Raw genomic sequence first — 26475 nt, 5'->3', positions numbered from 1 at the left:
CCTTAACACTTACGTGTAATATGCAAATGTCCATTAAATTTGCTGTTTTCACTATTCTATGACGACATCGTTTTAATTGAAAGAAAAAAATACTGTTTTATTGCGTTATAATTTTACTTAAAGAATAAGAAATAAGTTTAAAGGTGGTTAAATACTAAGGTATTTAAGGTTAGAGCTGTGAATAGTTGATCTAACTGTTTGTAAAACATCATTTTATTATTTTTTTTCGGATCGACTTTATACTTGGTAAAGATCCGTTTTATATCTACAGCGAGATCACTCTTTTACCGACTAATTTTTATATTCACCGTTAATGTACAGTTTATGCACAGCACAATTCACAAAAAAGGCCGTTTAGATCAGCTTTTTACTAAGATAACGCTTTGTAATTGTGCAATTTTTTAAGGAATTGCTTAGATCGTGTTAATTAAGATCGGATCCTAACTTGGTTGAGATCAGATCCCTACTAATTCGATCTTGAGTTATCCACATTTTAAATTTTGAGTGCCCATTTTTACTGGCTCAGAACGGATTTTTACCAACTCAGGGCCTGTTTCTCTAAAAAAAACGCTATTTATACTAATAAATCGTGCTTTGAGTTGGTAAAATATCGTTCTGAAAACGATTTGTTAGTAAAAAAGTGATCCCAGTACGTCAAAACTTGATTTGTCTGTGTGTTTTTTACACGAAACTGCCATGTTTATTTCGTTTTATCTATTTTTAGTTGGTAAAAATTTGATCTGAGCAAAAAAAACGAGGCCAGATCACAATTTTACTAACTAATTTAATTAACTTTAGTAATGATCTGTGATGATATTAACAGATAATAAAAATTTAGATGGGAACTTGAATGTCTAACAAAGTAAATATCTCGGTTGAGAATTTGCCGGATACCTTACGTGGGCAGATCCATGGCGTTGAAAGCGCTATTGATAATGAAAATTTGGCATTGTTTACCGATAATAAAGATGTTCGTGTTCCTATTGAAAACGCTCGCCACGATCTTCGCGCGTACTCAAACACTTTTAATCATTATGATCTTTGGGGCCGTTTTGTGCGATCAGGTCATAAAAAACTGCCGGTTGAAGAAGCGCCGGGCAGAACGATTGTTACTCGACGTATCTCTGAACGCATTGATGGTATTCAATACGAAGGCGAATTAAAAATTACGCCTGCGGTTGTTAGTACCAAGCAGCAGGGTGAAGAAAAAGAATTTTTAGTCTGGCCATCTGATCGCGAAGAAAAAGTAGAGCGTGCCCTTATCCGCCTTGCTTCAAAAGGCAAAATTGTAAAAATTAACTTTAAATCGGGTATTCAATACGCGGTTGTATTCTCTATGAACGAGCTGGCACAAGAACTTAAAAGTGTTGGTCAGTCAATGCCTTACCCTCAAATTAAAGAGGCGTTAGAGGCGCTGCAAGGCTCTAAGCTGAGCTTTAAATATTCAGCGAAAGATACCAAAAATACTGATGTTGATGACTCGTTTTATGAGTCGAATATGAACTTTTTATCATCGTTGCATTTTAGCGGTAAAAAAGGTCAAGGCGGTAATATTAAGTGTGTTGCTTGTCTTAATGCCTTCGTTCACAACATGATCGATAACCTTGAATACAAAGGCTATTACTTTAACCGAGCACAAGAGCTTAAACGTGGTTTATCACGTTGGATGATGCTACGTCTTTACCATTTGTGGCGTTATGCTGCTCCAGGAAAAACACATCACTTCCGTTTGTTGTCGATTATGGAAAAGTACGGATCAATTACAGGTGATGAAGAAATTACTGAGAACAAACTTAAAGCCTTGCGTCGTGATATGACGACAACGATGAAAGATTTGATCAGTAAAGGGGTAATTTCAGACTACACCATTGATAATGTTAAAGATGATAAGTCTGGCAAAATTGTTGATTACGTTTATGAAATGTTTCCAACAGATGATTTCTGTGAAGAAATGCTGAGCCTGAACAAACAGAAGAAACGCTTGGAAATTCAAAGTGGTAAACGCATCGCCGATGACGCTATTGTCATTGACAACGAAGAAGATATTGTACAAATCGTTGAAGATTAAACGCTTTTACGGTGTTTCTAAGAAAAGTCGCTCAATTAGGTAGCGACTTTTTTTTGCGCGTGTATCTGGCTTTTTAGCATAATCGCTAAGCTTGCCAATTTTTGTAACCTTGTCAGCGTTAAATAAAATAAACGGCAGTGCTGCACTAACATGATAGCGATCGCTGGCGCTAAATCGCACGTTTACTTGGGGTGACACCCGAATAGGGCGACGAATACGTAGCTTTTTATTTTCACTTAAACCTACTATCCGTTGTTTTTCTTGTTCAACCATTGCTTGCCATGTTGCTTTATCTTGCGTGATTATTGGTTTATGGCTTTGGTTTTGCTGTAAAAAGGTAAGTGCCTGTTTTGCGCTTAAGTGTTGAATCGAATGTTTATGCATCCAAGTAAATCGCACTGAATACGCGCTGCGGCTTTCACAAAAGATCTGACGATAAAACGCTAGGGTGATCAAGTTGGGAATTGCACTGTGAACCAGTTCAAAACGGGCGTCTTTGCTTTTTTCTGATAATACAATTTGCTTAAAATTCTGTTTTTCTTGATTAATTGCGCTAATAAGTGCTCGTATTTCGGGAGCATCCCCTTTAATACCAATCACCCCAGGATGACGAGTCAATAATTTTCCGCTTAACTCGGGCTGTTTAAATACATCTTTAAATGCCGAGCAACTTTTATTGAGCGCATCTAATCCCTCAAAAGGAGTGACGGGAATTTCAGAGGGAGGACGGTGGTTTTCCGCTTCTTTGACTTTTGGCAGTTGATAATAATTACAAAATGCGAGATCTGAATTAACTAACGCGTGTTGTAATTGTTCAATTAGTTGAGTGCACTTATCAAAGTGGCTGCGCAGTAAAAAACGTTTATTCATTCTTTGATCTCTAGCGATATTGAGTGTTTGATGGTATTTACTGTTGCCGACAAGCACAAGCTTTATGCGCCATTTTCTGATATAAACGCAGTATTACCAATCAGTTAAATTGTTTCATGCGCAAACACGCTATTTTTACGTACGGTGTTGGGTTTATTGCTATTTTATTGAGCCTTTTTATTGGGCTCAATGGCGGTAAAACTATTCTGCCTTGGCAGCTAAGCGAAATCGATAAAGTGATTTTATTTGATTTACGTTTAGCAAAAATTATTACTGCTATAACAGTAGGGATCTGTTTGGCGATTGCTGGGCATTTGTTTCAGTTACTGTTAGCTAATCCGCTTGCTGAACCCAGTTTACTTGGCATTTCAGGTATCGCATCGCTTGCTGTTATCTTAGGTGCGGCGGGGTTGATATCAAGTGCCTTTGATTTTAGTGTGTTCTACATGTTTTTATTTGCCCTATGCGGTGCAGCATTGGCAATAAGTGTGATCTTTTTGATCGCGAAAAAGCTTGGAAATTATGCCAGCCTCGCAATTATCTTGGCAGGTATTTGTATCACCACTATTACATCAGCGATTTCTAGTTGGTTTATTTTTTATTCAGATAACGATCAGTTACGCATTTTTAGTGTATGGATGCTCGGTAGTTTTGAACATGTCACTATGACCAGCGCACTGGTAACACTTGCAGCAACTGGTGTAATTGTTTCTTTATTAAAGCGTCGCAGTCGCACACTTAATTTTGTCTATCTCGGCGATAGAAATGCACAATTGCATGGTATCGACGTAAAACGCTTGCGCTTAGAGTGCTTGTCGGTTGCTGCTTTATTAACGGCAATTGCGGTATCGCTAGGTGGTATTGTGGCATTTTTAGGCTTGCTGGTTCCCCATGCATGCCGCATGATTTTCGGAAATGACAACAAGCATTTAATCACTAAACTATGCTTCGTTGGCGCTACGACTATGGTGTTTATCGAGTTTTTATCTCGTTCGCTAATGAGTACTAACTTACCTTTGGCGCTAGTAAGTGCAACACTTGGTGGTCCGTTATTTATTTTGGTGTTGTTTAAGCACTTTGCGCATAGGAACCATATGTAATGACAGCGCCTATCAGTTTAAGCATTAGCGATTTATTGTTAAACCCGTTTAATGGTTTTACGGTTCAGGTATCTGAGTTGTCGCTAAGCCCTGGCTTTTATCATTTACTAGGTGCAAATGGGGCGGGAAAATCAACCTTACTTGATTGTATTGCAGGCCTCTACAGCGAGGTTTATGGTGCGATTACTATTTCCGGAAGTTGCTACTCCTCGTTATCGCTTCAACAATTAGCGCAAAAGCGGGCGTACTTAACTCAGCAAAACCAAGCTCATTTTTCAATTACTGGTTATGAAATGCTGGCAATTTGTTTTGATAGCGAGATAGAGAGTTTAAAAGTGCTACTTGAAAACAATGCGGTAGTGGGTGGCTTAGAAGTGGCCGATTTACTTGAAAAACCGCTGCAGTTTTTATCCGGCGGCGAACGTCAGCGCTGTTATCTAACGGCTACCTTGCTTGGTTGCGATGAAAAACTAAAGCCTCAGGCTAACTTATTATTGTTGGATGAGCCTTTCACCGGGTTAGATATTAAACATACGTTATGGTTAATCGATTACTTAGAACATATTAGCAGTCGAATTTGTGTTTTATCTTCTCATCATGAGGTGAATTTCGCCTTAAAATCGCAAAACCCCTGTTTATTAATGAAAAAAGGTTCGCTAATAGGCGAATTTAAAGCAGGTCGAGATATTAAAATTTCGAATCTTGTTGATTGTTTTGGCCTTAATTCATCGCAAATAAGTTATGAAAATAATGCTTATTACCAAATATCATGGAACTAAACAAATTATCACTTGAAATTTAATTTTAGCCCTGTAAATTCGGAACTGAGGTTATATTGGAATGAGGAAAAATGTAGTGAAACCTTGGAGCCCGAATAGCTGGAGAGATCTCCCTATTCAACAACAGCCGAATTACAGAGACGCTGAACAATTATCAAACGTAGAAGCACAGTTAAATTCAGCACCACCACTGGTGTTTGCAGAAGAAACTCGTAGTTTATTTAAGTATCTTGAGAATGTGTGCGAAGGTAAAGCCTTCTTACTACAAGGTGGTGACTGCGCAGAAAGCTTTTCAGAGTTTAACGCGGCGAGCATTCGCGATACGTTTAAAACGCTTATGCAAATGGCGGTTGTTTTAACTTACGGCGGTAAGTGCCCTGTTGTTAAAATTGCGCGCATGGCTGGTCAATACGCTAAACCGCGTTCAGCTGATCTTGAAACGATTGATGGCGTTAGCCTACCGTCTTATCGCGGTGATATCGTTAATAGTTTCGAATTTACAGAAGATGCACGTATTCCTGATCCGCAGCGTTTAATGCAGGCGTATCATCACAGTGCGGCAACATTAAACTTGTTACGCGCATTTGCTCAAGGTGGTTTAGCAGATTTACATCAAGTAAACCGTTGGAATATGAGTTTTGTTGCGGCAAACCCACTTAAAAACAAATACCAAGAGCTTGCTGATCGCATTCAAGATGCACTGCAGTTTATGGAAGTGTGCGGTATTACATCAGGTAACTCTGCAAATATTCGCGAAACTGAATTGTTTACATCGCACGAAGCACTACTGCTTGGATATGAAGAAGCATTAACACGTCGCGATCACTTATCGGGTGATTGGTACGATTGTTCTGCGCACTTTGTATGGATTGGTGAGCGTACACGTCAGTTAGATCACGCTCATATTGAGTTCTTCCGTGGCATTAAAAACCCAATCGGTGTGAAAGTGGGCCCTGGCATGGATCCTGACGAACTGATCCGTTTAATTGATGCAGTAAACCCAGATAACATCCCTGGTCGCCTAACGCTTATTACACGCATGGGTGCGGACGTATTACCTGAAAAACTACCTGCGTTGGTACGTAAAGTACAACAAGAAGGGCGTAAGGTGATTTGGAGTTCAGATCCAATGCACGGTAATACTGAAAAAGCCAGCAATGGTTATAAAACGCGTAGCTTTGATAATATTATGCGTGAAATCAGCCAGTTCTTTGCGGTTCATAAAGCTGAAGGTTCATACCCAGGTGGTATTCACCTAGAAATGACAGGCCAACACGTAACGGAATGTACCGGTGGTGCATATGGTTTATGTGAAGAAGACTTGGCACAGCGTTATCGCACTCAGTGTGATCCGCGTCTAAACGCCGATCAGGTACTTGAGCTTGGCTTCTTAGTGGCTGATTTATTAAAAGACGCTCGCAAATAAGCGGTGTTTTTTATCACCATAGAAATACATTAAAGGCCTAAATATGGGCCTTTTTTTATGGCTAAATGGATCGATTTTATATTCATTATCGTTTAATTTTATTTACGCAGTTAGGCTTATTTACGCTAAGCTTAACGATAGGTTGTTAATATTTATCGCTTTTGTTGTTTTGAGTTATCGATGGTAAGGAGATTGGAGGCATTTTGATACGGATTTTACTGCTTACATTGAGTTTGCTTACGTTTTCAGCGTTTGCGGAGCAAAACAGCTTGCGTTACAACATGTCTGGTTCTAACAACTGGGTGCCTTACTACATGCCCGATAAAGCAACGCCAGGCATTCTTGGTGAGCTTATTCCGCTTATTCTTGTAGAGGCAAAAATCGAAGGCGTGCAGCTTAATTTACCGCCCAAGCGTACCAACCAAGCATTATTAGAAGGCAAACTCGACTTTGATACTGTGTGTGCTGAATGGTTTCCAAACCAAGAAGTTGGCCCTGAATTTGTATTATCAAAGCCCTTGTTTACCGTAAAAGAATATTTTGTTGGGTTAAAAGATGCGGATAAAACTGCGCACTTAAATCACGACAATATCGGCACCGTGCTGGGTTACTATTACTACGATGATAGCTTGTTTAATCGCATTGATTTTAAATCAGAAAGAGAATTGGTGTTAGCACTTAAAAAAGCGCGTGTTTCGCGCATTCTTATTGGCGATTTAACGGCGAGTTATTGGGGTAAACGTTACGATGTAAATCTCGATTTCCAAAAGCTACATACTGAAGGGTTACTGAGATTACGCCTCAATAAACAAAAGCAGCATTTGTTACCCAAACTCAATGCCGCTATCGATGCGCTTACAGAGCGTGGTGTGATAGCGCGTATTGTATCAAAATACACCCGTCTTTATTCGACTAACCTTAACTAGTGACTAGGATACCCAAATAATGCGCTGAGCTTTGCTCGCAGGGTGTTAGCTTGCTTTAACTGCTTTCTTAAAACACCTAATTGCTTAAAGTTCGCGCTCAGTGGGTTGTCTTTTGGTAATTCACCAACAATGCCATATTTAATGGTAATTGCCTTATCTTCTGGTGCAAATGTGCCAAATAGTTTATCCCAAATAATTAATACACCAGCGTAATTTTTATCGATGTACGGCCTGTTAGTGGCGTGGTGAATACGATGATGGGTCGGTGTGTTAAATACCTTTTCAAACCAGCCTAAATTACCTATCACTTGAGTATGAACAAAAAACTGATATGCCAAATTAATTGCCACAATTGCGAACACTAAACTCGGTGAAAAGCCAATTAAAATCATCGGCAACCAGAATAGCCACATGCCAACAATCGGATATAAAATGCTTTGTCTAAATGCCGTAGTAAAATTCATGTGGGTTGAACTGTGATGTACAACATGAGCCAGCCAAAACCAATGAATATTGTGGGATGCACGATGAAACCAGTAATACAAAAAGTCCTGTAAAATAAAACCAAATAACAAGGATGTGAAGGTGAGTTTAATGTCGAATAAAGCATACTGATGTAGCCATAAAAATATTGGCATTAACAACAGTAATATCACGGCATCTGATGCTTGGTGTAACAGCGCCAGCAAGGTGTTATTAATGCTGTCTTTTATATTGTAGTGTTGTCGCGCTTTTTTAAACTCCAACGCGACACAAATAATAAAAACGGGGCTCAACCCCAGTAAAATAAGTTCAACTGGGATCATAATATGCTCCTAATTTATCAAGGCAATTGCGAATGTCGTTGGCCAAAATGCGGCGCAATAAAACACCAGGTAAATACCAAGGTGAATTGCATTGTATGGTGTAAGTTACGGTTGTGTGCTCGCCATGTGGTAGCAAGGTAATAACGCCCAAATGATCTTTCACAGGAAAGTCGTTTAATACGCGATAACGGATCTCACGTTCACTGGCATGGATAATTTCTTCTAAAAACGTAATACCCAACAGGCTTATTTGCCTTACGCAGCCTTTTCCACCTATTGGCTCATTGTTATTTTGTGGCTTAACAACCTTGAACGACGCATTGAAAAACTGATTAAGGTTTTCGTGATCAATCAACTTAGTAAAAATTTGATCTGGCGAGGCCTGTATTGTTTTTTGATATTGAACAGAAATCATAAAAAATGACGCTAATGAACACCTGTTAGCAGCATAATTTGACTTTAGCTGTTTATCTTGCGCTAATACGTCATAGTTTTTGTTATTTTACGACAATATTATGGCATCGGTTTCAATTGCGTATTTGCAAAGCGTTTTACACTACTTACATGATTTAGGCATAGAGCCACCAGCGCATAACGCAAGTGTTGCGCTGAGTAATAGCGATAGCGCGCACCAAGTAACAATGGAGCATTATATTGATTTGCTCAATTGCGGCGCGCTTTTAAGTGAGCAAAGCTTATTTGGTTTTGAACTAGGTAAACGCATTCAAGCCAAAGATTATGGTGTGCTCGGTTATTTGGTTGAAAGCTGTGAAAATCTAGAACAAGCGATTGAGGCGCTTATTCGTTTTGATTCGCTAGTTGCGGATATTGGCGAAACTAAAGTGAGCCATTTAGATCAACAAGTTCAGCTAGACTGGCATGTTAAAAGTGACGATTGTAAGCAAATGGTGCTAAGAAACACCACTGCTTGGGTTGCCACTGTACGCAAAATTCTTGGTGAGCACTATCAACCTGATGAAATTACGTTTACTTTTAAATTAAGCCATAATGAGCGGCTTACGCTAAGTAGTTGGTTTAATTGTAATGTGACAATAAACGCAATTAAAAACAGCATCGTTTTTTCTAAAGCGTTACTGTCAATCCCCTTTACAAGTGAAAACAAGGCAATGTTTCAGGCCTTAATACAAGTATCTGAAAAAGAGCTACAAGCACGCCAACCCAATGAAAATATAAAAGAGCAGGTGATATTGCTGCTAAAAGCAAAAAGCAGCTTAAAACACTGTGATCAAAATCGGATCGCAGCTGCTTTGTTTATGAGTCCAAGAACTTTGCAGCGCAAACTAAAACAGCAAAATACTAACTTTATTGAATTATTAACAGATGAGCGAAAATCGCGAGTCGATTTTTTACTAACTCAGCACACAATTGCTGAAACCGCCTACGAGCTTGGCTTTCAAGAACAATCATCGTTTACGCATGCGTTTAAAAAGTGGTTTTCGACAACACCGCTGCGCTATCAAAAGTTACTGTTAAAAAGTAATTTATGATTTTTTCGCTTTTGATAAATAAAAAAGTTTAAAAAAACGCTTTACCTCAACCCAACTTGAGCTTTTAAAGTACCTGCACAATTTTGGCAAAAGGACTTTAAACTGATGAAAAAGTTAGTGTTATTTTCAAGTGCAAATAAACAAGGCAATACAGCAAAACTAATTGAGCAAGTCGCGAAATACCATCAATTGGATGTGATCGACATCGACTCGTTACAGATCTCGCCATACAACTATCAAAATGAATACCCAGAAGACGATTTTTATGCCTTGGTTGAGCGAATTTTAGCGGCCGATAAATTAATTTTTGCATCGCCAGTGTATTGGCATGCACCTACCGCCCCGATTAAACAATTGATCGATCGGATCACTGAGCTAACAGACGTACAATCACTCAAACCAAAAGCCCGTGCGTTTGCTAATAAAAAGGCCTTTGTTTTGGCCACATCGGCAAGTGATGAGCTATGCCCTATTTTTGATGGCTTTTTCGCAAAAGTGTTTAATTATTTTGATATTCAGTACACAGCGAAACTACATGCTAGTTGTCGTGACGGTTTTTCGCTAGATAACACCGTGTTAGCGCAATTTAACGTGGCACTAAATAAGTAGGTGTACACTGATGGAACAATACGTACAAGATTATTTAAATCAGCTCAATGTGGCACCACAACTGCAAGGACTAGCGCTTATTTCGGCGCTTTATAAAGCGCATATAGCGACATTCCCTTTTAATAGCGCCAATGTCATTTTAAAAGAAAACTTATCACTTGAACCTGAAGCATTGTTTGACCGTGTAGTAACAAATCGACGAGGCGGATATTGTTTTGAACACAACAAGGTATTTTACCTTGCCTTAAAAGCGCTTGGTTTTACGGTTAGGCCACTTATAACACGGGTTTTACTTGATGGTAATGAGCAAAATGGCCGCTTGCACCGTGTTACTTTATTAGAGTATCAAGGGAAACAATACATTGTAGATGTGGGCTTTGGCGTGCTTAACCCGCGCTTTATTGTGCCATTAAAAACTACAACGATTGATGCGCCAAATGGTCGGTATAGCCTTGAACAAACTGGCGAGCAAGCGTATCGCTTGGCGTTAGCGCCTAATAATGACCAACCGATCACACTTTATCGTTTTGATTTAAGTGAATTCACCGAGATGGATTGCAATATTGGCCATTTTTATAGCTCGCAACATGAAAAAGCGGCATTTGTGAATAATCTAGTGGTATCACGAATAATGGATAACGAGCGCATTTTAATTAGGAATAACCAAGTTACTTTTTTTGATGATGCACATAACCAGCAAGAGGTATTTACCATTACCTCGGCGAAACAATTACATTCGCTACTGACAGAGCAGTGTTTAGTGGACCTAACATTTGCACAAACGCAAACCTTGTTTGAGTTTATTAATCGAGAAAGGTGATAAGACATTTAGCAAACAAAAGCGGCTTTTTAGCCGCTTTTGTTGTTTTAAGTTAACTGGCTGGCGCTTTGTCGTTAAACTAAATAATCTGAGCTAAAACCGCAAAAGTGAAAAGTGATGAAACAGAATATTGTAAATATTGCACTGGTCGTAAAAGACTATGATGAAGCAATCGATTTTTATGTAAATAAGCTTAAGTTTGAATTGATAGAAGACACTTATCAGACAGAACAAGATAAACGCTGGGTTGTTGTGGCACCACCAAACTCTACCGGTACGGCACTGTTATTAGCAAAGGCATCAAAACCTGAGCAGCATGCGTTTATTGGTAATCAAGCGGGTGGGCGCGTTTTTCTATTTTTGAATACCGATGATTTTTGGCGCGATTATGAGCATATGAAATCGGTTGGGGTGTCGTTTATTCGTGAGCCACAACAGCAGCCTTATGGCACCGTCGCCGTATTTGAGGACTTGTACGGAAATCGTTGGGATTTACTACAATTAAACGCTGAACACCCAATGGCAAATAGAGAACGCTGATTGTAAGTCTAAAGAGAGCGGCTAGGAGAAACGCGTATGCAGCATCAAGGTTCATGTTTATGTGGCGCAGTTAAGTATGCGGTAACCGGTAGTTTCAATGCATTTTATTTGTGTCACTGTGCGCGCTGTAAAAAGGGAACCGGTACCGCTCATGGTGCCAATTTATTTGCATTTAATGCGCAGATAGACTGGCTGCAAGGGCTGGCACAGGTAAAACGTTATCAACATTTAAACACTCGGCATGTTAAAAGTTTTTGCACCGATTGCGGTTCGCCATTGCCAACACACGATCACGATTTAAATTGTGTTGTGGTCCCTGCTGGCAGTTTAGATACCGATGTGCCCATGTCTCCAAGTGCGCAAATTTTTGTTAAAAGCCGCGCGCCTTGGTTTAATTATATTGCGCACACACCTTGTTTTAACGGCTTGCCGAAATAATATGACATAATTTGAACTTGCCGTAGTAAGCGAGTTTTAGCGACAGATTTAGTTAATGTGTTTGCAAAGGTTTTGCGATTGCCGTTTTAATTAATTGCATCAGTTGCTTTGCTTAATAACTAGTCTAAAGGTTAAGTATCTGATCTAAATAGTATATATTTTCGTAGTAATAAGCTTAATTAAAACGGAATTTCTAAGGATTTATGACGCATTTTTCAAAATGGGTAGAGCGTTTCCATAATCGCATCGGCAGTAATTCGTCCAAGTGTAACGAACTTGACGATAACGCCTGTCAGGCGCAAAACGGTAATTACCTGTTGTTTGTTGTGTCGCTGGTATTAAGCAAAATCGCCGATTCACTCGCCAGCGCTAAAGTGGTGTTGCCTTGGTTAATGGCAACCACAGGTGCGCCAATCTTTCTAACCTCACTGCTTGTGCCAATACGTGAATCGGGCGCGATGTTGCCACAAATTGTATTGGGTGCGCATATTCGCCGCCAAGCAACGCGTAAGCAATATCTTGTTTATGGCGCGGTATTACAGGCTATTGCGGTACTTGCTTTGCTGTTTGCGGCAATAAGTTTGAGTGGCACTGTGGCTGGTATCGCTATTGTTGTTTTAACCATTCTATTTAGTTTGGCACGCGCTATTTCCTCTATCGCAAATAAAGATGTGATGGGTAAAACCATTGATAAAAGTAAACGTGGCAAATTAAGTGGTACCGCCGCCAGCATTGCGGGTGCAATTACAATTGTGTTTGGTGGTGCGTTATATCTGCGCTCAAGCGAACAAGATGGGTCGATTACTTTACTTGCGCTGGCCGCTGTGTGTTTTTTATTAAGTGCATTTAGTTGTGCGCTTATTAAAGAATATGAGGGCGATAAGAGCGACGACAAAAGTGCGCTCGAGGTTGCAAAAAATAACTTAAAACTACTTAAGCAAGATATTGGTTTTGCTCGTTTTGTGTGGGTACGAAGCCTGATGATAAGCTCTGGTTTAGCGGCTCCTTACTTGGTTTTAATGGCAGAGCAGCAAGCCAGTTCTTCTTATGTTTCGTTAGCCAGTTTAATTGTACTTGGTGGTATAGCAAGCCTTATTAGTGGTCGAATCTGGGGTAAATTGGCAGACAAGAACAGTAAAGGGCTAATGGCATTTACCGCAAGTTTAAATACGATTATTTGTTTGCTTAGTGCACTGTTTATTTGGTTTGAAGTTGACAGTATTTCCCCTTACCTTGCTTTGTTTTTTGTACTACTTGTAGTGCATGAAGGTGTGCGCCAAGCACGAAAAACATATTTGGTCGATATGGCGGGTGGTAATAAACGAACTGACTATGTTTCGGTCAGTAATAGTTTAATTGGTGTGGTGCTGTTACTAATTGGCCTATTAAGCGGGGCACTAGCGCAGTTTTCAATTTTTGCGGTGATGTTAGCGTTTGCGCTTTTTAGTGGCATTGCATTTGCGCTGAGCTTTAGCTTGAAAAATGTATCTAAAAAAGACTAATTATGTGTGATTTTAAGGTACGTTATTCGCTGGATTTAAGTTTGTATTGGCGTAATAGCGAAGCTAGTTTTACTTTTCACAAAGACTCAACAGGCCTATTTATCTACGCTCTAAGTTGATAAATAGACCTAGCTGTTTTATTCCGGTTTTTGCCCTCGGCTTGGTGTAAACGCAATAGAATACGCGTGGTTACTTAATTGGTAATTATCAATTTCAATTTTTGATTCTTGGTCGAATGCAACAATGAGCTTTGGTTGCGCTACAATTTCTTCGCCCGCGTCGCTTACTTCTAAAATGGCCATTTCTACTTCAGCAACGTCATTATTCTCAGATACCACAAAGTTAAAATGAAATTTGTCGCTAATATTAAACGCTGCTTTTTCGTTAAAATGTACCCACATTGTCATTTGTGACGTGTGTGTGTTTATCGCTTGATCACTCGTGCGTTCGGTCACGTTAATTTCAAAATTTACAAAAGCACCTTGCTCACTTTTAGTGTTAGCGCTGTTTGGTGCAGCTAGCGCAAGTGTGTGCCATGTTATTAACAATAGTGCCGCTGTAACCGACATGGTATAGGTAAGTTTGTTTTTTAAAGTCATTTCTCTTTGTTCCTTGAGACGTTTTAGTCGTTGAATGTTATTGTTTTTAGTTGAGGTTGCCGTGCAGTTTAAAGTGAGCTGCTGGCTTTGGTGTTGATGTAAAATTAACTCGGCAAAATCAGCCTGATATGCTTTATGGCCATAATGTTGTGCGCATTGTTCATCACACAGGGCTTCAATATAAAAGCGTGTTTGTTTGCTCAGCTTTTTAACCAGAGGATTCCACCACAACAAACTCTCCACTAAGGTTAAGAACAGCAAACGTAAGTTATCGTTACGTACTTTGTGTGTTTTTTCGTGGTTAACAATAAGCGCGATTTGGTTGGCTTGCGTGATGGAGCTCGATAGCACTATTTTGCTGTTAAAAACTCCCATAAGCATACCACTAGGCACGTTTTCAGCGCGGTAAACGGGCACTGCATGTTGCTTAGATAAGGTGTCGCAATAGCTAAATGATGCGCTATTAATAATGCGTGCGTGTGTTTTTAACTGTCGTATCAAGCGTGTGCTAAATATCACGCCACCCAACAACACACAGCTAAGCAATAGCATTAAATTGAGTTGCTGATAATCAATAAAATGAGTATTAAGACGTGTTTGCTGCGCGGTTATTGTGCTGAATGTTTGCGACAGAATAATTGGATTAACCAATGCATCTGCTGGTAGTAATTTAGCGAGCATAGGGTAGGGAATACACCAAGTAACAAGCGCAAATACCGATAAGCGATAGTTTGCTTTATTTGACCCGTTACCAAATGCTAATAAGCTCAGCACAAGTACCGAAATGCCTATGTTGATCAGCAAGTAAAACATCATTTTTGTAAGTCCTTTTTACGTTCTTTAAGCACCGACTCTAAGTATTCAAGATCGTCCATTGAAAGCGCTTCTTGCTCTAAAATATGCGCCGCTAATGGTCGGCTTTTACCGAGGAACACTTTGTTTATAAAGTCTTTAATCAGCGGCACGCTAACGCTTTGTTTTTCTGTAGTAGGTGCGTAAAAAATAGTACGTCCTTGGGTTTTGCTGCGCTTTAAACTGCCCTTTTTTTCTAGTCGGTCGATAATCGTTTTAACGGTGCTGTACTTTACGTCGCGTGTATTTGCGATTTGCTTATGAATTTCAGGTGCACTGGCCTCTTTGTGGTGCCAAAAAAGTTGCATCACTTCTAGTTCAAAATTAGAAAGTGCCATCAGATCTCTCTATATCTACAAATGTAGATATATCTTATCTCTACATGTGTAGATATAACAAGCGTTTTTTAAATTGAATGTATGGATTGGCTAATTTATTTAATTAGTTAGTTGATTATTAAGTACTTAATTTTTCGTTACAGCTTTTAGCTTTGCTATTTGCTGTAGTGCAGTATCTAAATCGCTCGCAAAAAAATGCGTCATTTCAAGTTTTTCGAAGATTTGTGTTATTTGTTGCTTAGAGATGTTTTTGCTAAAGCTATCGGTAAGTATGGTGGTGTCTGACTGTACATTATTTTGTTTGCGCCACAAAAAATGTTGTTCAAGTCGTGCGATAACTTGTGGAATAAATACCGTTTCACAACGAAGAATCGCAATATGATGCCATGGGCTTCCGGCAAATCCATTTACTATAGCAGCTACGTCGTTATGGTAATGATCAACGGCTTCAATGTTCCATGGCCCTTTTGCATCGGCCACGATGATATTGTTGGGTAATAATGTAAGTGAGAAAGTTCCGTGTTCAATTGCCATTTTATTGGAGTTGGCTAAGTTTCATTCTTTGAGTGTAATTCAAATTAACGTGAAATCTAGTTATTGACTGGGAGCCAATAAAAGCGCAAATAAAAAGCGCCAATTTGGCGCTTAATAAGGTGGTCACTTTTCCAATCTCAATATGCGGAATGTGACGAAGCTATTTTATCTATCAAGTTTTAATCGTTAACGAACCTTTAAGCAAAAGGCCTGGCTAGTTAATTTTTGCAGCCAAAATATTAAGTTGCCATTGCTGTGCGTTTTGATTTTTCGCAACCGAGAGGGCTTTTTTGTAATATTGCTGCGCATTTTTACTATCGCCGAGTTGTTCGTAAACGCCAGCAATTGCTTTTAAATGACTTATTGATTCACCATGCTGACTTTCACTTTCTTTTAGAATACGTAACGCTGCCTTTGGCGAATCAAAATGACCGGCGTAACTTGCTTGTTTCGCTACTAAAACTTGACTTGATTGTGGCAAAATATCAATTGCTGATGCGATAAAATCAGGCACGTTATCAACTAATTGATTGCGGTAGTGATAGCGCATTAAACTTTGCGCGACACTATTGGGCATTGCTTGTTTTAGCTGCCATTTCTCTTGTAAAGCAGCATAATGCTCGATGGTTGACTGCGGCGCTTTTGTTGCAAGTTCACGCTCATTGATGTGCCAACCTTTGAAAATCGTTTTTAAACTATTTCGTAATGCAATTAAACCTACAGAGTTATGATTTTCATCTGGATAATGGGTAAATTGCCACGTTAGATTAGCGCTAGGGTTTAAGTCCAAATAATTAATAAAATCATATTGCCCCATGCGGGTTTCATCGCCAAGGGCTAAATGAAGCGAAATTGGCGTATCGTTTTGTTGCTTTAATTGGTTGTTGGCTTTTTTAACGATGGCGTTATCGCCAACCCAAACAGACGGGCTAATCGCAATATAATGATTAAAACTATTGGGCTTTTCAATTAACGTATTGAGTACAAACAGCCCGCCAATCGACTGACCCACCAAAATATGATTATTTGCTGTGCGGTAGTGTTTACTAATATAAGGTTTTACTTCTTCGGCTAAATAGGTGGCAAATTTTGTCGCATTGTCGGGCGTTTTTTGCTCGTTAAAGCTAGGTGTCATATAGCTACGGTATGACTGAGTGCCTTTATCAGCAATTGCCACCAAAATCACATTTGGAATCAGTTCGCCTTTATTGGCGAGCATATCTAACATGCCAGATACCGCGTTAAAATTGTAGTCGCCATCAAGCAAGTAAATTACGGGATACGTAGCATTGGGGTTTGCCGCATAGCTTTCAGGCAGTAATACTTGGATTGTTCTGTCTTCATTTAGCGTGCTAGACGCTGTAGTGATACGTTGAGCTTGTGCCTCAATGGTTGTTGCGAAAAATACGACACATATTAAAAATAGCTGAAAAAAGCGTTTCATCTGGGTTCCTGTTTTATGTTGTTTCTATCCGTATGCTTTGGGTCTGCTGAATTTGATAAATTAACAGACCCTAGGATCATTACCTAAATTACTTTAAAGTGAAAATAATTACGATAAAACACAGATTGAGGTCGTTGCGATGATTAAAGGGGCATGTAATTGCAATGCGGTGCAGTTTGAAATAACCCGTGATGTAAAAGACATTTACATGTGTCACTGTTCGATTTGCCGCAAGGCGACAGGCACAAATGGTATTGGTGTGCTGGTGGTTGCTAATACCGACTTTAAATGGCAAAGCGGAGCAGACCATATCGCAACGTGGAAAAAACCAAACAGCGACTGGCAAACGTGGTTTTGCGCTGTGTGTGGCTCTAAATTACCGGGCGATAACGACAGTGAACGAAAGTTTATTCCGGTAGGGCTCATCACTCATGGTGCTGAGCAGTTTAAAGTACGACATCATATTTGGGTTGATTCAAAAGCGTCGTGGGATGAGATTGGCGATGATGGGTTGCAGCATCCAAACGCCTACGGCACAGCAAATTCAAATGATTAGCCTACAAAAAGCAACTCAAAGCGACGTTGACTATTTAGTATCGCTGCGAAAATTAACCATGCACAGCTATTTGCTTGAGGCGGGTATGCCGTGTTCGGAGCAAGATCATTTAGCGCGTGTTAATTATCAATTTGCTGCAACGCACTTAATTGTTTTCGATGGCAGTATTGTTGGTATGGTCAAATTTGCTAATCAGCTTGAAACTGGGTGTTGTTACATTTATCAATTACAAATCCACCCTGATTTTCAAAATAAGCAACTTGGTAGCCAAGTTATGGCGTTAATGATTGAAAACGCCAAAGTGCAGCAGCTCGATGTGGCGCTGAGTGTAATCAAACAAAACCCGGCATATGGGTTGTATTTGAAGTTGGGTTTTCAAGTTGTAGGTGAAGACTGTGCTGAGTATTTGATGCGAAGGCCTCGTGATCATAGTTATCAGCACGTGCTTGAACGCGATGTGTTAGACGACCCACTTCGGATGTCAGCACTTAATGCGGTACGCCAACTTAATATACCAAGTGCGTATATTGCGGCTGGTTTTTTACGTAACTTGGTGTGGGACAAACTTCATGGGAAAACTAAATTAAGCGGTTTAAATGACGTTGATGTTATTTACTTTGACCAAAACGAGACAGACCACAATATTGCAAAACATCATCAAGCAAGCTTAGTTAAGTTAATGCCAAACGTAAATTGGCAAGTAAAAAATCAGGCGTTAATTCACATAAAAAATCACGATAACCCTTACAGTTGTTTGGTGGATGCGATGCGTTACTGGCCTGAAAAAGAAACCGCCGTTGCGGTGAAACTAAACCATATGAATCAGCTTACCTTTATCTCGGGGTTTGGTTTTGAGTCGTTATTTAATTTAACCCTGCGGTATAATCCCAAACGTGAAAAAGCTATTTTTTTAACACGACTTAATAACAAAAAGTGGCTAGAAAAATGGCCAAAATTAACATTAGAGCTGTAAACGGGGTTTACAGCTTGTGCAGCTTAACTTGGTTTTTAAACGATAAATAGGAAGATGTATTAATGAGAGCGGAACTTAGGCAAAAGATAATTTCAGTATGCGATAAAAAAATTGCAGCGAAAGGCGATAACGTAGGCGTGTCATTTTACGCGTTTTTTGCCAATAAAAACGACGATCCTGAACGTTTAATGGAAGCCGCTACGTGGTGGATTGAAACACATAAACTTGATCATTTTGAAAAAGCGACAAAAATTAAGAATATGGTACTAGCTGAGCAATAAGCACAAAGCTATTCTGTAAGGCTAACACACGTATTTTGGAAACCCGCAAGCGTAACACTCATTATGGATTTTAAACATTTGAATAGAACTTAGATCGTAAAGGTCAACACGCTCTATGTTGTCCAAGGGGAGATGCATTTAGCTCAGCCCACTTGAGCTAGATAACAAGAATATGAAAATAGTATTAAAGCCTTGGCAATTTAATCTAATTACCTGCTGCATATACTTGCTGTTTGCTATTTTTACGATGCAAGCACTGCAAACTTTGTCTACATGGCCACCTGCGGGGGTCGCGCTTGCTGCAGTTACTTTATTTGGCCGTAAGGCATGGCTCGGCGTTGCCGCGGGTTCCATACTGTCGGTGTTTTACCATTTTTATCTCAATAATTTAGATCCATTCTCGTTTAATCATCTTGTTATAAACTTGGCTACATCAACAGGAAATACGCTAGCGGCGCTGTGTGCATTTAATATTATGTACAAGCAAATTGTGTTACATAATCCATTAAAAAGAGTCGAAAATGTGGCTGGTACGTTTATTTTTGCCTGCGCCGCAATGGGCATGGTTTCGGCTATTTTTGGTGTGGGCATTTATTATGTACTTGGGCTTGAGTGGTTTGACGGTTTATTTTTTGGTGTATTAAATTGGAGCATTAGTAACGCGCTTGCTGCAATTGCGATAAGCCCTGCACTTTATTTTTTATGGCGACGCTGGCCGCATAAAATGACGATCCAAAATGTTACGCAGTCTTTGCTAATAACCGCCATTACAGTGTTATGCTGTTATTTAATTTTTGGCCCTGGTTATACCCATTTCGATTTACCTATTTTACAGCCGTCTTTGTTATTATTCCCGCTTTTATACTGTGCCATGCGATTGTCATCAACCTTAACTAGCTGCATGAATATGTTGGTGTTTTGTCTTGCTTGGATTGGTAGTAACCAAGGTTTGGGCTATTTTTATCAACATCATGCTGCCAGTGCGGAAATCACTTTACAGTTTTTCTTTTTGTTTATTTTTGCCGTGGTGCTATTGGTGCAAGCTGTGTTTAACCAAAGGCAAGATGAGCAAGAAGAATTAACTCGATTACTAGAACAACGAGTTGAAGAGCGTACATGCCAGTTAGAATATCAAAAACAAAAGGCACTTAAGCTAGCGGTGACCGATCCACTTACAGAGCTATACAATCGCAGAGGTTTTTTTAAAACTGCCCATCATTTATTTAGTCAGTATTTGCGCCATCCGGGGTCATGTGCGCTGTTGTTATTAGATTTAGATAAATTTAAATTAATCAACGATAACTACGGCCATGCGATGGGCGATGAAGTGATAAAAAACACAGCAGATATACTACGGCATTTTACCCGTGAATCTGATATTACAGGGCGAATTGGCGGCGAAGAATTTGTTGTGTTTTTGCCTATGTCAACGCAAGATGATGCAACTTCGCTTGCAGAGCGTATACGTCAAGCCATTTCAGAGCAGCAAGTAACATTGGATAATGTTACCGTGCGATACACTCTAAGTATTGGCGTGAGTACGTTTGATCAAAATGATAAAACGCTAGAAACCATGCTTAAACGTGCTGATAAAGCACTCTATATCGCAAAAAACCAAGGTCGTAATCAAGTGCAATATTGCTGATAATTGTGCTTACTGAAAGCCATATTTGGTACGGTATTATTATGTGATGTGGCAGATATTTCAGGGTTTTAGTATCAATTTAGTTAAAGCCTACCTAGCAATTTAGTTTTCTCGCCTCTTTCATATTTTAGTTTGTTTAACGTTTGTTGAGATAAAACTAATAATTTATTGGGATAAGTAGTGTTAAATATGATATAAATCATGCTGTTACTTTATCTTAATAAAGTGTTTTTAAAAACAATCTTTAGGGTCTTTACGGCTTTCTTGGTAGTTTTTGTAGTGGTTAAACTAAGGTTTATACAAAACTGACTTAGCATCGCTTTGTAGTAAATACTCACTTAATCCCGCAAAAATTCAAAAGCCCATAAACACCCCTCTCTATATTTCAAAGGATTTTGAATTCATGAAAAAGTTAGCATCAGCAGTCGCTATTACTTCTACGTTACTACTTTCTGGTTGTATGACAGTAGTTCAAAACTCACAGCAAGCTTCACTTGAAACCAATAAAACCGTTACTGTAATTGACGACACACGCACACGTGATGGCGTGCGTGACTCAATTACTGGTTGGTTAACAAAACAAGGTTACCAATTTGAAGTTGTAGAAACGCCAAATTATGTACTTGAGTATGACCAAGCAATTGTATATCAAGCGAATTGGGCGTGGGATATTACAACTTACATGCGTTATGCAGATATTAGTTTATACAACAAAAACAATCGTATCGGTAACGTAAGAGTAGATACTGTTGGTTGTGGTGGTTTTGGTAAGTTCGGTAACGCTGCTGAACGTATTTCGCTATCAATGGATTTACTGTTTAAGAAAATCGATACAAAACAAGCTGAAAAGCTAATTTGTAAAGCGTAATTATAAAAACAAATACAATAGCGCATCGTCTGTGTTGTACATAAAAAACTAGGCTACAGCTGTTGTATATTGCGCTAGCGATTTAACAGCTTTAGCTTAAATAAATGTACGCTTCCCATAGTTAAATTGGGAAATATTTAACAAGAAGCTCTTAAAAAGCGCTGATAATTCAGCGCTTTTTTATGAGTAATACTTTTTAACTTACAGCCTATACTCTCATAGATTAATTGCAATTATGAATCACGAGTTCATTTTGAGTGGCGAAAATTTGAAAATTTTTGGTTAGAAACAACGACATTAGATTAGGAAAATGAAAAGCGCCGCAATAGCGTATCGGGCGCTTCTTTTTAGGTTAACGTTGTGCATCTCGCAATATCTGCTTTTTGCTCAATGTAGACTTAACCATTTTTGTGAAGTCTTTGTCATGCTGACGCTCTGCACTTTTATTTCGAACATTTCTTCTTCTTTCTAAGAAAGCTTGCTCTTGTTTTAAGTGCAGGTAACTATCATATCGTTCGGCTGTTATATTTCCATATTCTAGTTCCTGTTGAACTGCGCAGCCCGGCTCACCTTCATGTGAACAATCTCGAAAATGACAAAAATTAGATGCACTTTGAATTTCACCAAAAACGGCTTCAATATCTTCTGATTCAGCCCAAGCTTGCACCTCTTTGATACCTGAAGATTCAACAATATACCCGCCGTTTTCTAATTCAAACAGATAACATGCTGAAGTAGTATGTCGTCCTCTTTTATCTTTATCTCTGCCGGAATTAGTTTTCTGTATACTATCTTTGAGAATAGTATTTGTGAGCGTTGATTTACCAACACCTGATGGTCCGATAAACATTCCAACAGCTCCATTTATCAAATATGATACAACTTCGTCGATGCCTGTTTTATCTTCTGCGCTGCAAATAATGATATTGATATCGAGCGCAACTGTTTCTAACTGTCGTTTAATTAAACTTGCCATGTCATTTAAATCGCACTTATTCAAAATGACGATAGGGGTTGCCCCACTATTCCAAGCAATTGTTAGCAGTCGTTCAAGTAATCGGTCAGAATAGTGCCGCTCACGATCAAGACCCAATACGATAAACACATAATCAACATTGGCTGCGATTGCCTGTTGTTCGGTAGTGTTACCAGTGAATTTTCGGCTAACAAGGCTGTGTCTTTTCTCAATGCCGTTAATTAAATAATGAGAGTGTTCATTTGCAACATTCACCCAATCTCCGACACATGGGAGAGACTCTTTACTTTTAATAGTATGTAAAAAACTGCCTTTTAATATTGCAGATTTAATCCCGCTTTCGGTTTGAATTTTATAACTATCGTAATGCTTTTCAATAACTCTGTACTTGCTATGTGTGTTCATTGTTACTACCGCTTTCTATACTAAGTTGCTTTAATCTTGTTAAGACCATTTTTGATGGGAATGGTAATGACATAATCGGTTCCGCAGCTATCGTGAGAAGCAACAATTCGTTATCGTCCGCAGCTACTCTGTTGGTTCTGATAGTCTTACATTTTGAACATTTATGAATTAATGACCATTCTTGATTTTTCTGAACATGAATGCCTATTGGCTGCATAATTCCGCGACAACTTGATCGGCGATCCCCAGCTTTGATATCCATATGCACACTACATAAACAATATGGGCAATGGTTTCTATGCTGACCACCATAAATAATTGGCGAAACTCCTTGACCACATGATGCACAAATAAATGATTCTTGTGGATTTTGTCGAATGGTATTATTTCTCGTCATAATGCTTAACCTCTTTTAAAGTGATGGCTCTCCTTTAACCATAATAAATTGACTGACCGTGCAGTCAGTTTTTTGTGTAAAAATTTTTGATAAATAATGTTTGTAAAAAGCCTTTTTTATTTGGCCATTTTTACGTACTTCTCAATAAATACTTGTTTTACTGCTGGCAAAGCAAAATCTTCGCCAAGAAACAAGTAGTTCAATGCAATACCGTCAATTTCAGCAACAAATAGCTTACTTAAAATACTGCTTGATTCATAACCTAAAAAGTCAAAGATTTCCTTAACTTCGGTTTGTAAAATTGTCGCTCTTTCTTCAATTAAATCTTGAAGTAACCTTCTTGTTGAAGGTTGAAACATTACATTAAAATTTAACTGATATATGTATTTATGCTCATCAACCGACATTGCCGAAAAAATAGACTCAATAAAAGCGATTAACCTTTTCACTGGGTCTGTTTCCTGTTTGTACGCTTTACTAGAATTACCGATGATTTCAGTTATTCTTGCAAAAATTTCCCTCAACAGTTCGTCTTTAGTTTTAAAGTGGTGAAACACCAAACCCTTAGAAGTTTCAGCTTTTGCGCAGATTGTCGAAATAGACGTCTTCTCAAAACCATTTTCAGCAAATAGTTTTATCGCTGTTTCTAAAATTTGTTCGCGTTTATCCACGTTTAACCCTTAACAATAAAGCTGACCGGTTGGTCAGTTTGGGCGATTTTAAAGAATATTTTTTTATTGTCAACTGATTATTTTATGTTCATTTGTTTTATCAATTTAAAAATAACTGTTGCACAAAGTACTTGTGGTTTTGTCACACGTGCGGCTTTTTTAATCGAGTTTGATAGGAGAGGTAAGATTTATTTTGTAAGTAACTATCAGATTTTGTTAGTGTTTTTAGCTTAACGTACAATTTGGTCAAAAGCGTTAAAAGCATAGTGTGTGCTCTTTTCCTGTTTCGCTTTTTCAATAATAGGTATGCCCCAACTGCATCCTATTTTGCTTAAAAAATCGCGCCAGCTTAGTCCTCCAGGGCCAACAGCACTATCTAACTCACTTAAACCAAATGACCTGGCGCCTCCGGTTTGTGCAATCGGAGGCAAGTTGGGATCGTTAGTATAGCCGCCAAGCACAAAAGGTTTTGCCACATTGCTTTGATTAATTGCAAAGTAAAGCACTTCTTTTCTTTGTGTGTCGGTGTAAGTGGCGATTTTTTTCATGGGTTGCAACGTTAACGTTTAGTGTAATACTCGCGTATGTGGCTATTGCCATCATTTTGTGAGTTTCCCATATATTCCCAGTAAGTGGTTTCGTTTTCGAAATGGAGCTGTGATATCTGTGTTTTACCGTATCGCTCAAACTGTAAAACAATGCTGCTATCGGTACATCCTAAAATTGAGTAGTTTATGCGTTCTTCTTTCGCTGGCATCGTCATGGTTTTTTCGCCCATTGTGATCTCAATGTCAGGGGTATTGATGCGCATTTCCTGTTCGTTATTGAATGTTATGACTTCTTTACCTTGAGTTTGGGTCATAAAAGCCCACGCATTACCGTTAACATTGGCCCACTTTTTATTGAATGATTCGAACTTTTCGCTGGATGATGTCCATGTTCCGGTCAACGTAGGGCAACTCATCGCAATATTGGGTAAAACAAGGGAAAAACAGAGGATTAATTTTTTCATATGTAGAATGACAATTTATTTGTGCAAAGCTTATTTTTATTATGAATTTATAAGTATCAAATTGTATAACTTATTGCCATTATTATATTTTTATAGATGTAACAGAAAGTTACGCAAGGCTTAATTTAAGTCTGTTATAACGGATGAGATGTTTATTGGTGGCTGAGCGTCTTTGTTTGCGCTTAACTAGGAACTAAGCTATTTTCCAAGCCAAAATTAAGCCATTGTTAAAGTGTATGAATATTAATTTACGTGCCATTAGTTACGCTGCTGTGTTAGGTATGCTGTTAGGCTGCAATACTGTGCCAACACCGCAGCAAGATGTTAAAAATATCAACGAGAACAAAGTGCTTCGCATTGCAACATTTAATGTCAGTATGGAAGCCACGAATTACCAATCAAGCGAACAATCAGCTACAAAATCAACCCTAAATGCACATGCGCTTACGCAAGCATTAGCAAGTGGTGACGTACAACAAATTAATAATATTGCTGAAATTATTCAGCGCACTCGCCCAGATATTATTTTACTTAACGAGTTTGATTACATTGCAAAGCGCGAAAAAGGCATCAATTTATTTAAGACGGCGTACCTTGAAGTATCGCAAAATGGCTTAGCGCCAATTACTTACCCATATGTGTATCTTGCTCCCGTAAATACAGGGGTAAAAACCGAATTAAAAGGTGATGCTGTTAAGCTTACTCATTTTGGCTTTGGCCGTTACGCTGGGCAGTATGGCATGGTACTGTTGTCGAAATACCCCATTGTTTCAGAGCAAGTCCGCACTTTCCAACACTTTTTGTGGCAAGATATGCCGAATAATTTGATGCCAGTTAACCCAAATGGTAGCCAATGGTACTCAAGTGACGAGCGCGCGATAATGCGTTTGTCGTCTAAGTCTCATTGGGATGTGCCGGTAAATGTTTGCGATAACACGATTCATGTGCTGGCAAGCCACCCAACACCACCAGTATTTGACGGCGAAGAAGACCGCAATGGAAAACGCAATCACGATGAAATCCGCTTTTGGCGAGATTACATTAGCCCATCAAGCAATCACTATATTTATGATGATAACGGTCGCCATGGCGGCGTTAGTCCACAGTCTTTTGTGATTTTAGGCGATTTAAATGCCAGCGCAGTGGATGGTGATGCGCACCCAAATGCGATTAATCAACTATTGTCTCACCCACGAGTTAACCACTATGGCGCGCCACAATCTGAAGGTGGCTTGCAAAATAAACCTGAAAACACACATGCTGCAACACATACCGCAGGGTGGGGAATGCGTGCCGACTATGTGTTGCCGTCAGCAAATTTAAAGGTGTTAAACAGCGCTGTGTTTTGGCCCGCTAAAGGTAAACAAGGTGCACATTTAGTTGCCAATAGAAGTGCCTCGTCAGATCATCGTTTAGTTTGGGTTGATGTAGCGTTAGCAAATTCATGTGCAAAGTAATGCTCTTCACTAAGTGACGAAAAACAAAAACCTAATAGTCGACTATTAGGTTTTTTGGCTCTAGTTTTAAATCTA

General features: G+C 39.1%; 29 protein-coding genes. 17 read left to right on the top strand and 12 right to left on the bottom strand.

What is annotated here, in order from left to right; genetic code table 11:
* The first annotated feature begins 850 nt into the window (after nt 1-850).
* The gene (locus tag AC2IOM_RS18840) at nt 851-2068 is read left to right on the top strand and encodes a hypothetical protein (RefSeq protein ID WP_010558445.1); all 1218 of its coding nucleotides are present in this window, start codon (nt 851-853) and stop codon (nt 2066-2068) included.
* A gap of 6 nt (nt 2069-2074) precedes the next feature.
* Here the strand turns inward: AC2IOM_RS18840 and AC2IOM_RS18835 are convergent, their stop codons facing one another.
* Nucleotides 2075-2938, bottom strand: a complete 864-nt coding sequence (locus AC2IOM_RS18835; RefSeq protein ID WP_486359744.1) for a DNA replication terminus site-binding protein — start codon at nt 2936-2938, stop codon at nt 2075-2077.
* 116 nt (nt 2939-3054) lie between these two features.
* On the opposite strand from AC2IOM_RS18835, the gene AC2IOM_RS18830 reads away from it, so the two are divergent.
* The 4 genes from AC2IOM_RS18830 (at nt 3055) to AC2IOM_RS18815 (ending at nt 7169) form a co-directional block, all read left to right on the top strand.
* Nucleotides 3055-4038, top strand: coding sequence for a FecCD family ABC transporter permease (locus tag AC2IOM_RS18830; RefSeq protein ID WP_486359743.1), 984 nt, complete (start codon nt 3055-3057; stop codon nt 4036-4038).
* Complete coding sequence (locus tag AC2IOM_RS18825) at nt 4038-4817, top strand: ATP-binding cassette domain-containing protein (RefSeq protein WP_100915862.1); 780 nt, start codon at nt 4038-4040, stop codon at nt 4815-4817. Before AC2IOM_RS18830 ends, AC2IOM_RS18825 begins: the two co-directional genes overlap by 1 nt.
* Nucleotides 4818-4893: 76 nt before the next feature.
* Nucleotides 4894-6243, top strand: a complete 1350-nt coding sequence (locus AC2IOM_RS18820; protein ID WP_010558449.1) for a class II 3-deoxy-7-phosphoheptulonate synthase — start codon at nt 4894-4896, stop codon at nt 6241-6243.
* Between the two features lie 203 nt (nt 6244-6446).
* Nucleotides 6447-7169, top strand: a complete 723-nt coding sequence (locus AC2IOM_RS18815) for a substrate-binding periplasmic protein (RefSeq protein ID WP_138629249.1) — start codon at nt 6447-6449, stop codon at nt 7167-7169.
* On the opposite strand, the gene AC2IOM_RS18810 is transcribed toward AC2IOM_RS18815, so the two are convergent.
* Together AC2IOM_RS18810 and AC2IOM_RS18805 are read right to left on the bottom strand one after the other, a co-directional pair.
* Entirely contained in the window at nt 7166-7975 is an 810-nt protein-coding gene (locus AC2IOM_RS18810; RefSeq protein ID WP_010558451.1) for a sterol desaturase family protein, read from the bottom strand. The genes AC2IOM_RS18815 and AC2IOM_RS18810 overlap by 4 nt on opposite strands.
* Entirely contained in the window at nt 7962-8390 is a 429-nt protein-coding gene (locus AC2IOM_RS18805; RefSeq protein WP_486359742.1) for an SRPBCC family protein, read from the bottom strand. The genes AC2IOM_RS18810 and AC2IOM_RS18805 overlap by 14 nt, the downstream gene beginning before the upstream one ends.
* Nucleotides 8391-8490: 100 nt before the next feature.
* On the opposite strand from AC2IOM_RS18805, the gene AC2IOM_RS18800 reads away from it, so the two are divergent.
* The 6 genes from AC2IOM_RS18800 to AC2IOM_RS18775 all read left to right on the top strand — a co-directional run bounded on the left by AC2IOM_RS18800 (nt 8491) and on the right by AC2IOM_RS18775 (nt 13392).
* Nucleotides 8491-9483, top strand: a complete 993-nt coding sequence (locus tag AC2IOM_RS18800; protein ID WP_486359741.1) for an AraC family transcriptional regulator — start codon at nt 8491-8493, stop codon at nt 9481-9483.
* 105 nt (nt 9484-9588) lie between these two features.
* Nucleotides 9589-10092: a flavodoxin family protein gene (locus AC2IOM_RS18795; protein WP_138629233.1), complete on the top strand. Its 504-nt coding sequence runs from the start codon at nt 9589-9591 to the stop codon at nt 10090-10092.
* Between the two features lie 10 nt (nt 10093-10102).
* A complete protein-coding gene (locus AC2IOM_RS18790; RefSeq protein ID WP_486359740.1) occupies nt 10103-10912 on the top strand; it encodes an arylamine N-acetyltransferase family protein in 810 nt (269 codons plus the stop codon).
* Nucleotides 10913-11029: 117 nt separating this feature from the next.
* Nucleotides 11030-11452 carry a VOC family protein gene (locus AC2IOM_RS18785; protein ID WP_486359739.1) on the top strand — a complete coding sequence of 141 codons (423 nt, stop codon included), beginning with the start codon at nt 11030-11032 and terminating at the stop codon, nt 11450-11452.
* Between the two features lie 36 nt (nt 11453-11488).
* Nucleotides 11489-11890 (top strand): GFA family protein, encoded by a 402-nt coding sequence (locus AC2IOM_RS18780; protein WP_486359738.1) that lies wholly within the window; start codon nt 11489-11491, stop codon nt 11888-11890.
* A gap of 203 nt (nt 11891-12093) precedes the next feature.
* Nucleotides 12094-13392, top strand: coding sequence for an MFS transporter (locus AC2IOM_RS18775; protein ID WP_486359737.1), 1299 nt, complete (start codon nt 12094-12096; stop codon nt 13390-13392).
* A gap of 137 nt (nt 13393-13529) precedes the next feature.
* Here AC2IOM_RS18775 and AC2IOM_RS18770 read toward each other — a convergent pair whose 3' ends face one another.
* The 4 genes from AC2IOM_RS18770 to AC2IOM_RS18755 all read right to left on the bottom strand — a co-directional run bounded on the left by AC2IOM_RS18770 (nt 13530) and on the right by AC2IOM_RS18755 (nt 17159).
* On the bottom strand, nt 13530-14807 hold the full coding sequence (locus AC2IOM_RS18770; protein WP_486359736.1) for a M56 family metallopeptidase: 1278 nt from the start codon (nt 14805-14807) through the stop codon (nt 13530-13532).
* The gene (locus AC2IOM_RS18765) at nt 14804-15181 is read right to left on the bottom strand and encodes a BlaI/MecI/CopY family transcriptional regulator (protein ID WP_394225019.1); all 378 of its coding nucleotides are present in this window, start codon (nt 15179-15181) and stop codon (nt 14804-14806) included. Before AC2IOM_RS18765 ends, AC2IOM_RS18770 begins: the two co-directional genes overlap by 4 nt.
* A gap of 126 nt (nt 15182-15307) precedes the next feature.
* Nucleotides 15308-15715 (bottom strand): hypothetical protein, encoded by a 408-nt coding sequence (locus AC2IOM_RS18760; RefSeq protein ID WP_486359735.1) that lies wholly within the window; start codon nt 15713-15715, stop codon nt 15308-15310.
* Between the two features lie 214 nt (nt 15716-15929).
* Nucleotides 15930-17159, bottom strand: a complete 1230-nt coding sequence (locus tag AC2IOM_RS18755; RefSeq protein WP_486359734.1) for an alpha/beta hydrolase — start codon at nt 17157-17159, stop codon at nt 15930-15932.
* A 139-nt stretch (nt 17160-17298) separates the two neighbouring features.
* Here AC2IOM_RS18755 and AC2IOM_RS18750 point away from each other — a divergent pair, with 139 nt between their 5' ends.
* From AC2IOM_RS18750 to AC2IOM_RS18730, 5 genes are all read left to right on the top strand, one after another.
* Entirely contained in the window at nt 17299-17715 is a 417-nt protein-coding gene (locus tag AC2IOM_RS18750; RefSeq protein WP_486359733.1) for a GFA family protein, read from the top strand.
* Nucleotides 17708-18688 carry a nucleotidyltransferase family protein gene (locus AC2IOM_RS18745; protein WP_486359732.1) on the top strand — a complete coding sequence of 327 codons (981 nt, stop codon included), beginning with the start codon at nt 17708-17710 and terminating at the stop codon, nt 18686-18688. Before AC2IOM_RS18750 ends, AC2IOM_RS18745 begins: the two co-directional genes overlap by 8 nt.
* Before the next feature lie 62 nt (nt 18689-18750).
* Entirely contained in the window at nt 18751-18969 is a 219-nt protein-coding gene (locus tag AC2IOM_RS18740; RefSeq protein ID WP_010558465.1) for a DUF6500 family protein, read from the top strand.
* 172 nt (nt 18970-19141) lie between these two features.
* Entirely contained in the window at nt 19142-20614 is a 1473-nt protein-coding gene (locus tag AC2IOM_RS18735; protein ID WP_486359731.1) for a sensor domain-containing diguanylate cyclase, read from the top strand.
* A gap of 403 nt (nt 20615-21017) precedes the next feature.
* Nucleotides 21018-21482: an Sbal_3080 family lipoprotein gene (locus tag AC2IOM_RS18730; protein WP_010558467.1), complete on the top strand. Its 465-nt coding sequence runs from the start codon at nt 21018-21020 to the stop codon at nt 21480-21482.
* A gap of 352 nt (nt 21483-21834) precedes the next feature.
* Here AC2IOM_RS18730 and rsgA read toward each other — a convergent pair whose 3' ends face one another.
* The 5 genes from rsgA to AC2IOM_RS18705 all read right to left on the bottom strand — a co-directional run bounded on the left by rsgA (nt 21835) and on the right by AC2IOM_RS18705 (nt 24943).
* Nucleotides 21835-22863, bottom strand: coding sequence for a ribosome small subunit-dependent GTPase A (rsgA, locus tag AC2IOM_RS18725; RefSeq protein ID WP_486359730.1), 1029 nt, complete (start codon nt 22861-22863; stop codon nt 21835-21837).
* Nucleotides 22850-23260 (bottom strand): RNHCP domain-containing protein, encoded by a 411-nt coding sequence (locus AC2IOM_RS18720; RefSeq protein ID WP_019647342.1) that lies wholly within the window; start codon nt 23258-23260, stop codon nt 22850-22852. Before AC2IOM_RS18720 ends, rsgA begins: the two co-directional genes overlap by 14 nt.
* A gap of 116 nt (nt 23261-23376) precedes the next feature.
* Nucleotides 23377-23931 carry a TetR/AcrR family transcriptional regulator gene (locus tag AC2IOM_RS18715; RefSeq protein ID WP_486359729.1) on the bottom strand — a complete coding sequence of 185 codons (555 nt, stop codon included), beginning with the start codon at nt 23929-23931 and terminating at the stop codon, nt 23377-23379.
* 230 nt (nt 23932-24161) lie between these two features.
* Nucleotides 24162-24479, bottom strand: coding sequence for a hypothetical protein (locus AC2IOM_RS18710; RefSeq protein WP_486359728.1), 318 nt, complete (start codon nt 24477-24479; stop codon nt 24162-24164).
* A gap of 11 nt (nt 24480-24490) precedes the next feature.
* Nucleotides 24491-24943, bottom strand: a complete 453-nt coding sequence (locus AC2IOM_RS18705; RefSeq protein WP_486359727.1) for a hypothetical protein — start codon at nt 24941-24943, stop codon at nt 24491-24493.
* A 236-nt stretch (nt 24944-25179) separates the two neighbouring features.
* Between AC2IOM_RS18705 and AC2IOM_RS18700 the strand changes: the two genes are divergently transcribed.
* A complete protein-coding gene (locus AC2IOM_RS18700) occupies nt 25180-26400 on the top strand; it encodes an endonuclease/exonuclease/phosphatase family protein (RefSeq protein WP_486359726.1) in 1221 nt (406 codons plus the stop codon).
* Nucleotides 26401-26475 lie beyond the last annotated feature (75 nt).

This window comes from Pseudoalteromonas sp. NS-SX12 (assembly GCF_057367955.1).
This window is presented reverse-complemented; position numbering and strand designations above follow the sequence as displayed.

Excerpts from the sequence above, each read along its gene's own strand:
- AC2IOM_RS18840 (WP_010558445.1), top strand. The coding sequence starts at position 851 with ATGTCTAACAAAGTAAATATCTCGGTTGAGAATTTGCCGGATACCTTA.
- AC2IOM_RS18835 (WP_486359744.1), bottom strand. The coding sequence starts at position 2,938 with ATGAATAAACGTTTTTTACTGCGCAGCCACTTTGATAAGTGCACTCAA.
- AC2IOM_RS18830 (WP_486359743.1), top strand. The coding sequence starts at position 3,055 with ATGCGCAAACACGCTATTTTTACGTACGGTGTTGGGTTTATTGCTATT.
- AC2IOM_RS18825 (WP_100915862.1), top strand. The coding sequence starts at position 4,038 with ATGACAGCGCCTATCAGTTTAAGCATTAGCGATTTATTGTTAAACCCG.
- AC2IOM_RS18810 (WP_010558451.1), bottom strand. The coding sequence starts at position 7,975 with ATGATCCCAGTTGAACTTATTTTACTGGGGTTGAGCCCCGTTTTTATT.
- AC2IOM_RS18805 (WP_486359742.1), bottom strand. The coding sequence starts at position 8,390 with ATGATTTCTGTTCAATATCAAAAAACAATACAGGCCTCGCCAGATCAA.
- AC2IOM_RS18800 (WP_486359741.1), top strand. The coding sequence starts at position 8,491 with ATGGCATCGGTTTCAATTGCGTATTTGCAAAGCGTTTTACACTACTTA.
- AC2IOM_RS18795 (WP_138629233.1), top strand. The coding sequence starts at position 9,589 with ATGAAAAAGTTAGTGTTATTTTCAAGTGCAAATAAACAAGGCAATACA.
- AC2IOM_RS18790 (WP_486359740.1), top strand. The coding sequence starts at position 10,103 with ATGGAACAATACGTACAAGATTATTTAAATCAGCTCAATGTGGCACCA.
- AC2IOM_RS18785 (WP_486359739.1), top strand. The coding sequence starts at position 11,030 with ATGAAACAGAATATTGTAAATATTGCACTGGTCGTAAAAGACTATGAT.
- AC2IOM_RS18780 (WP_486359738.1), top strand. The coding sequence starts at position 11,489 with ATGCAGCATCAAGGTTCATGTTTATGTGGCGCAGTTAAGTATGCGGTA.
- AC2IOM_RS18775 (WP_486359737.1), top strand. The coding sequence starts at position 12,094 with ATGACGCATTTTTCAAAATGGGTAGAGCGTTTCCATAATCGCATCGGC.
- AC2IOM_RS18770 (WP_486359736.1), bottom strand. The coding sequence starts at position 14,807 with ATGATGTTTTACTTGCTGATCAACATAGGCATTTCGGTACTTGTGCTG.
- AC2IOM_RS18765 (WP_394225019.1), bottom strand. The coding sequence starts at position 15,181 with ATGGCACTTTCTAATTTTGAACTAGAAGTGATGCAACTTTTTTGGCAC.
- AC2IOM_RS18760 (WP_486359735.1), bottom strand. The coding sequence starts at position 15,715 with ATGGCAATTGAACACGGAACTTTCTCACTTACATTATTACCCAACAAT.
- AC2IOM_RS18755 (WP_486359734.1), bottom strand. The coding sequence starts at position 17,159 with ATGAAACGCTTTTTTCAGCTATTTTTAATATGTGTCGTATTTTTCGCA.
- AC2IOM_RS18750 (WP_486359733.1), top strand. The coding sequence starts at position 17,299 with ATGATTAAAGGGGCATGTAATTGCAATGCGGTGCAGTTTGAAATAACC.
- AC2IOM_RS18745 (WP_486359732.1), top strand. The coding sequence starts at position 17,708 with ATGATTAGCCTACAAAAAGCAACTCAAAGCGACGTTGACTATTTAGTA.
- AC2IOM_RS18740 (WP_010558465.1), top strand. The coding sequence starts at position 18,751 with ATGAGAGCGGAACTTAGGCAAAAGATAATTTCAGTATGCGATAAAAAA.
- AC2IOM_RS18735 (WP_486359731.1), top strand. The coding sequence starts at position 19,142 with ATGAAAATAGTATTAAAGCCTTGGCAATTTAATCTAATTACCTGCTGC.
- AC2IOM_RS18730 (WP_010558467.1), top strand. The coding sequence starts at position 21,018 with ATGAAAAAGTTAGCATCAGCAGTCGCTATTACTTCTACGTTACTACTT.
- rsgA (WP_486359730.1), bottom strand. The coding sequence starts at position 22,863 with ATGAACACACATAGCAAGTACAGAGTTATTGAAAAGCATTACGATAGT.
- AC2IOM_RS18720 (WP_019647342.1), bottom strand. The coding sequence starts at position 23,260 with ATGACGAGAAATAATACCATTCGACAAAATCCACAAGAATCATTTATT.
- AC2IOM_RS18710 (WP_486359728.1), bottom strand. The coding sequence starts at position 24,479 with ATGAAAAAAATCGCCACTTACACCGACACACAAAGAAAAGAAGTGCTT.
- AC2IOM_RS18705 (WP_486359727.1), bottom strand. The coding sequence starts at position 24,943 with ATGAAAAAATTAATCCTCTGTTTTTCCCTTGTTTTACCCAATATTGCG.
- AC2IOM_RS18700 (WP_486359726.1), top strand. The coding sequence starts at position 25,180 with ATGAATATTAATTTACGTGCCATTAGTTACGCTGCTGTGTTAGGTATG.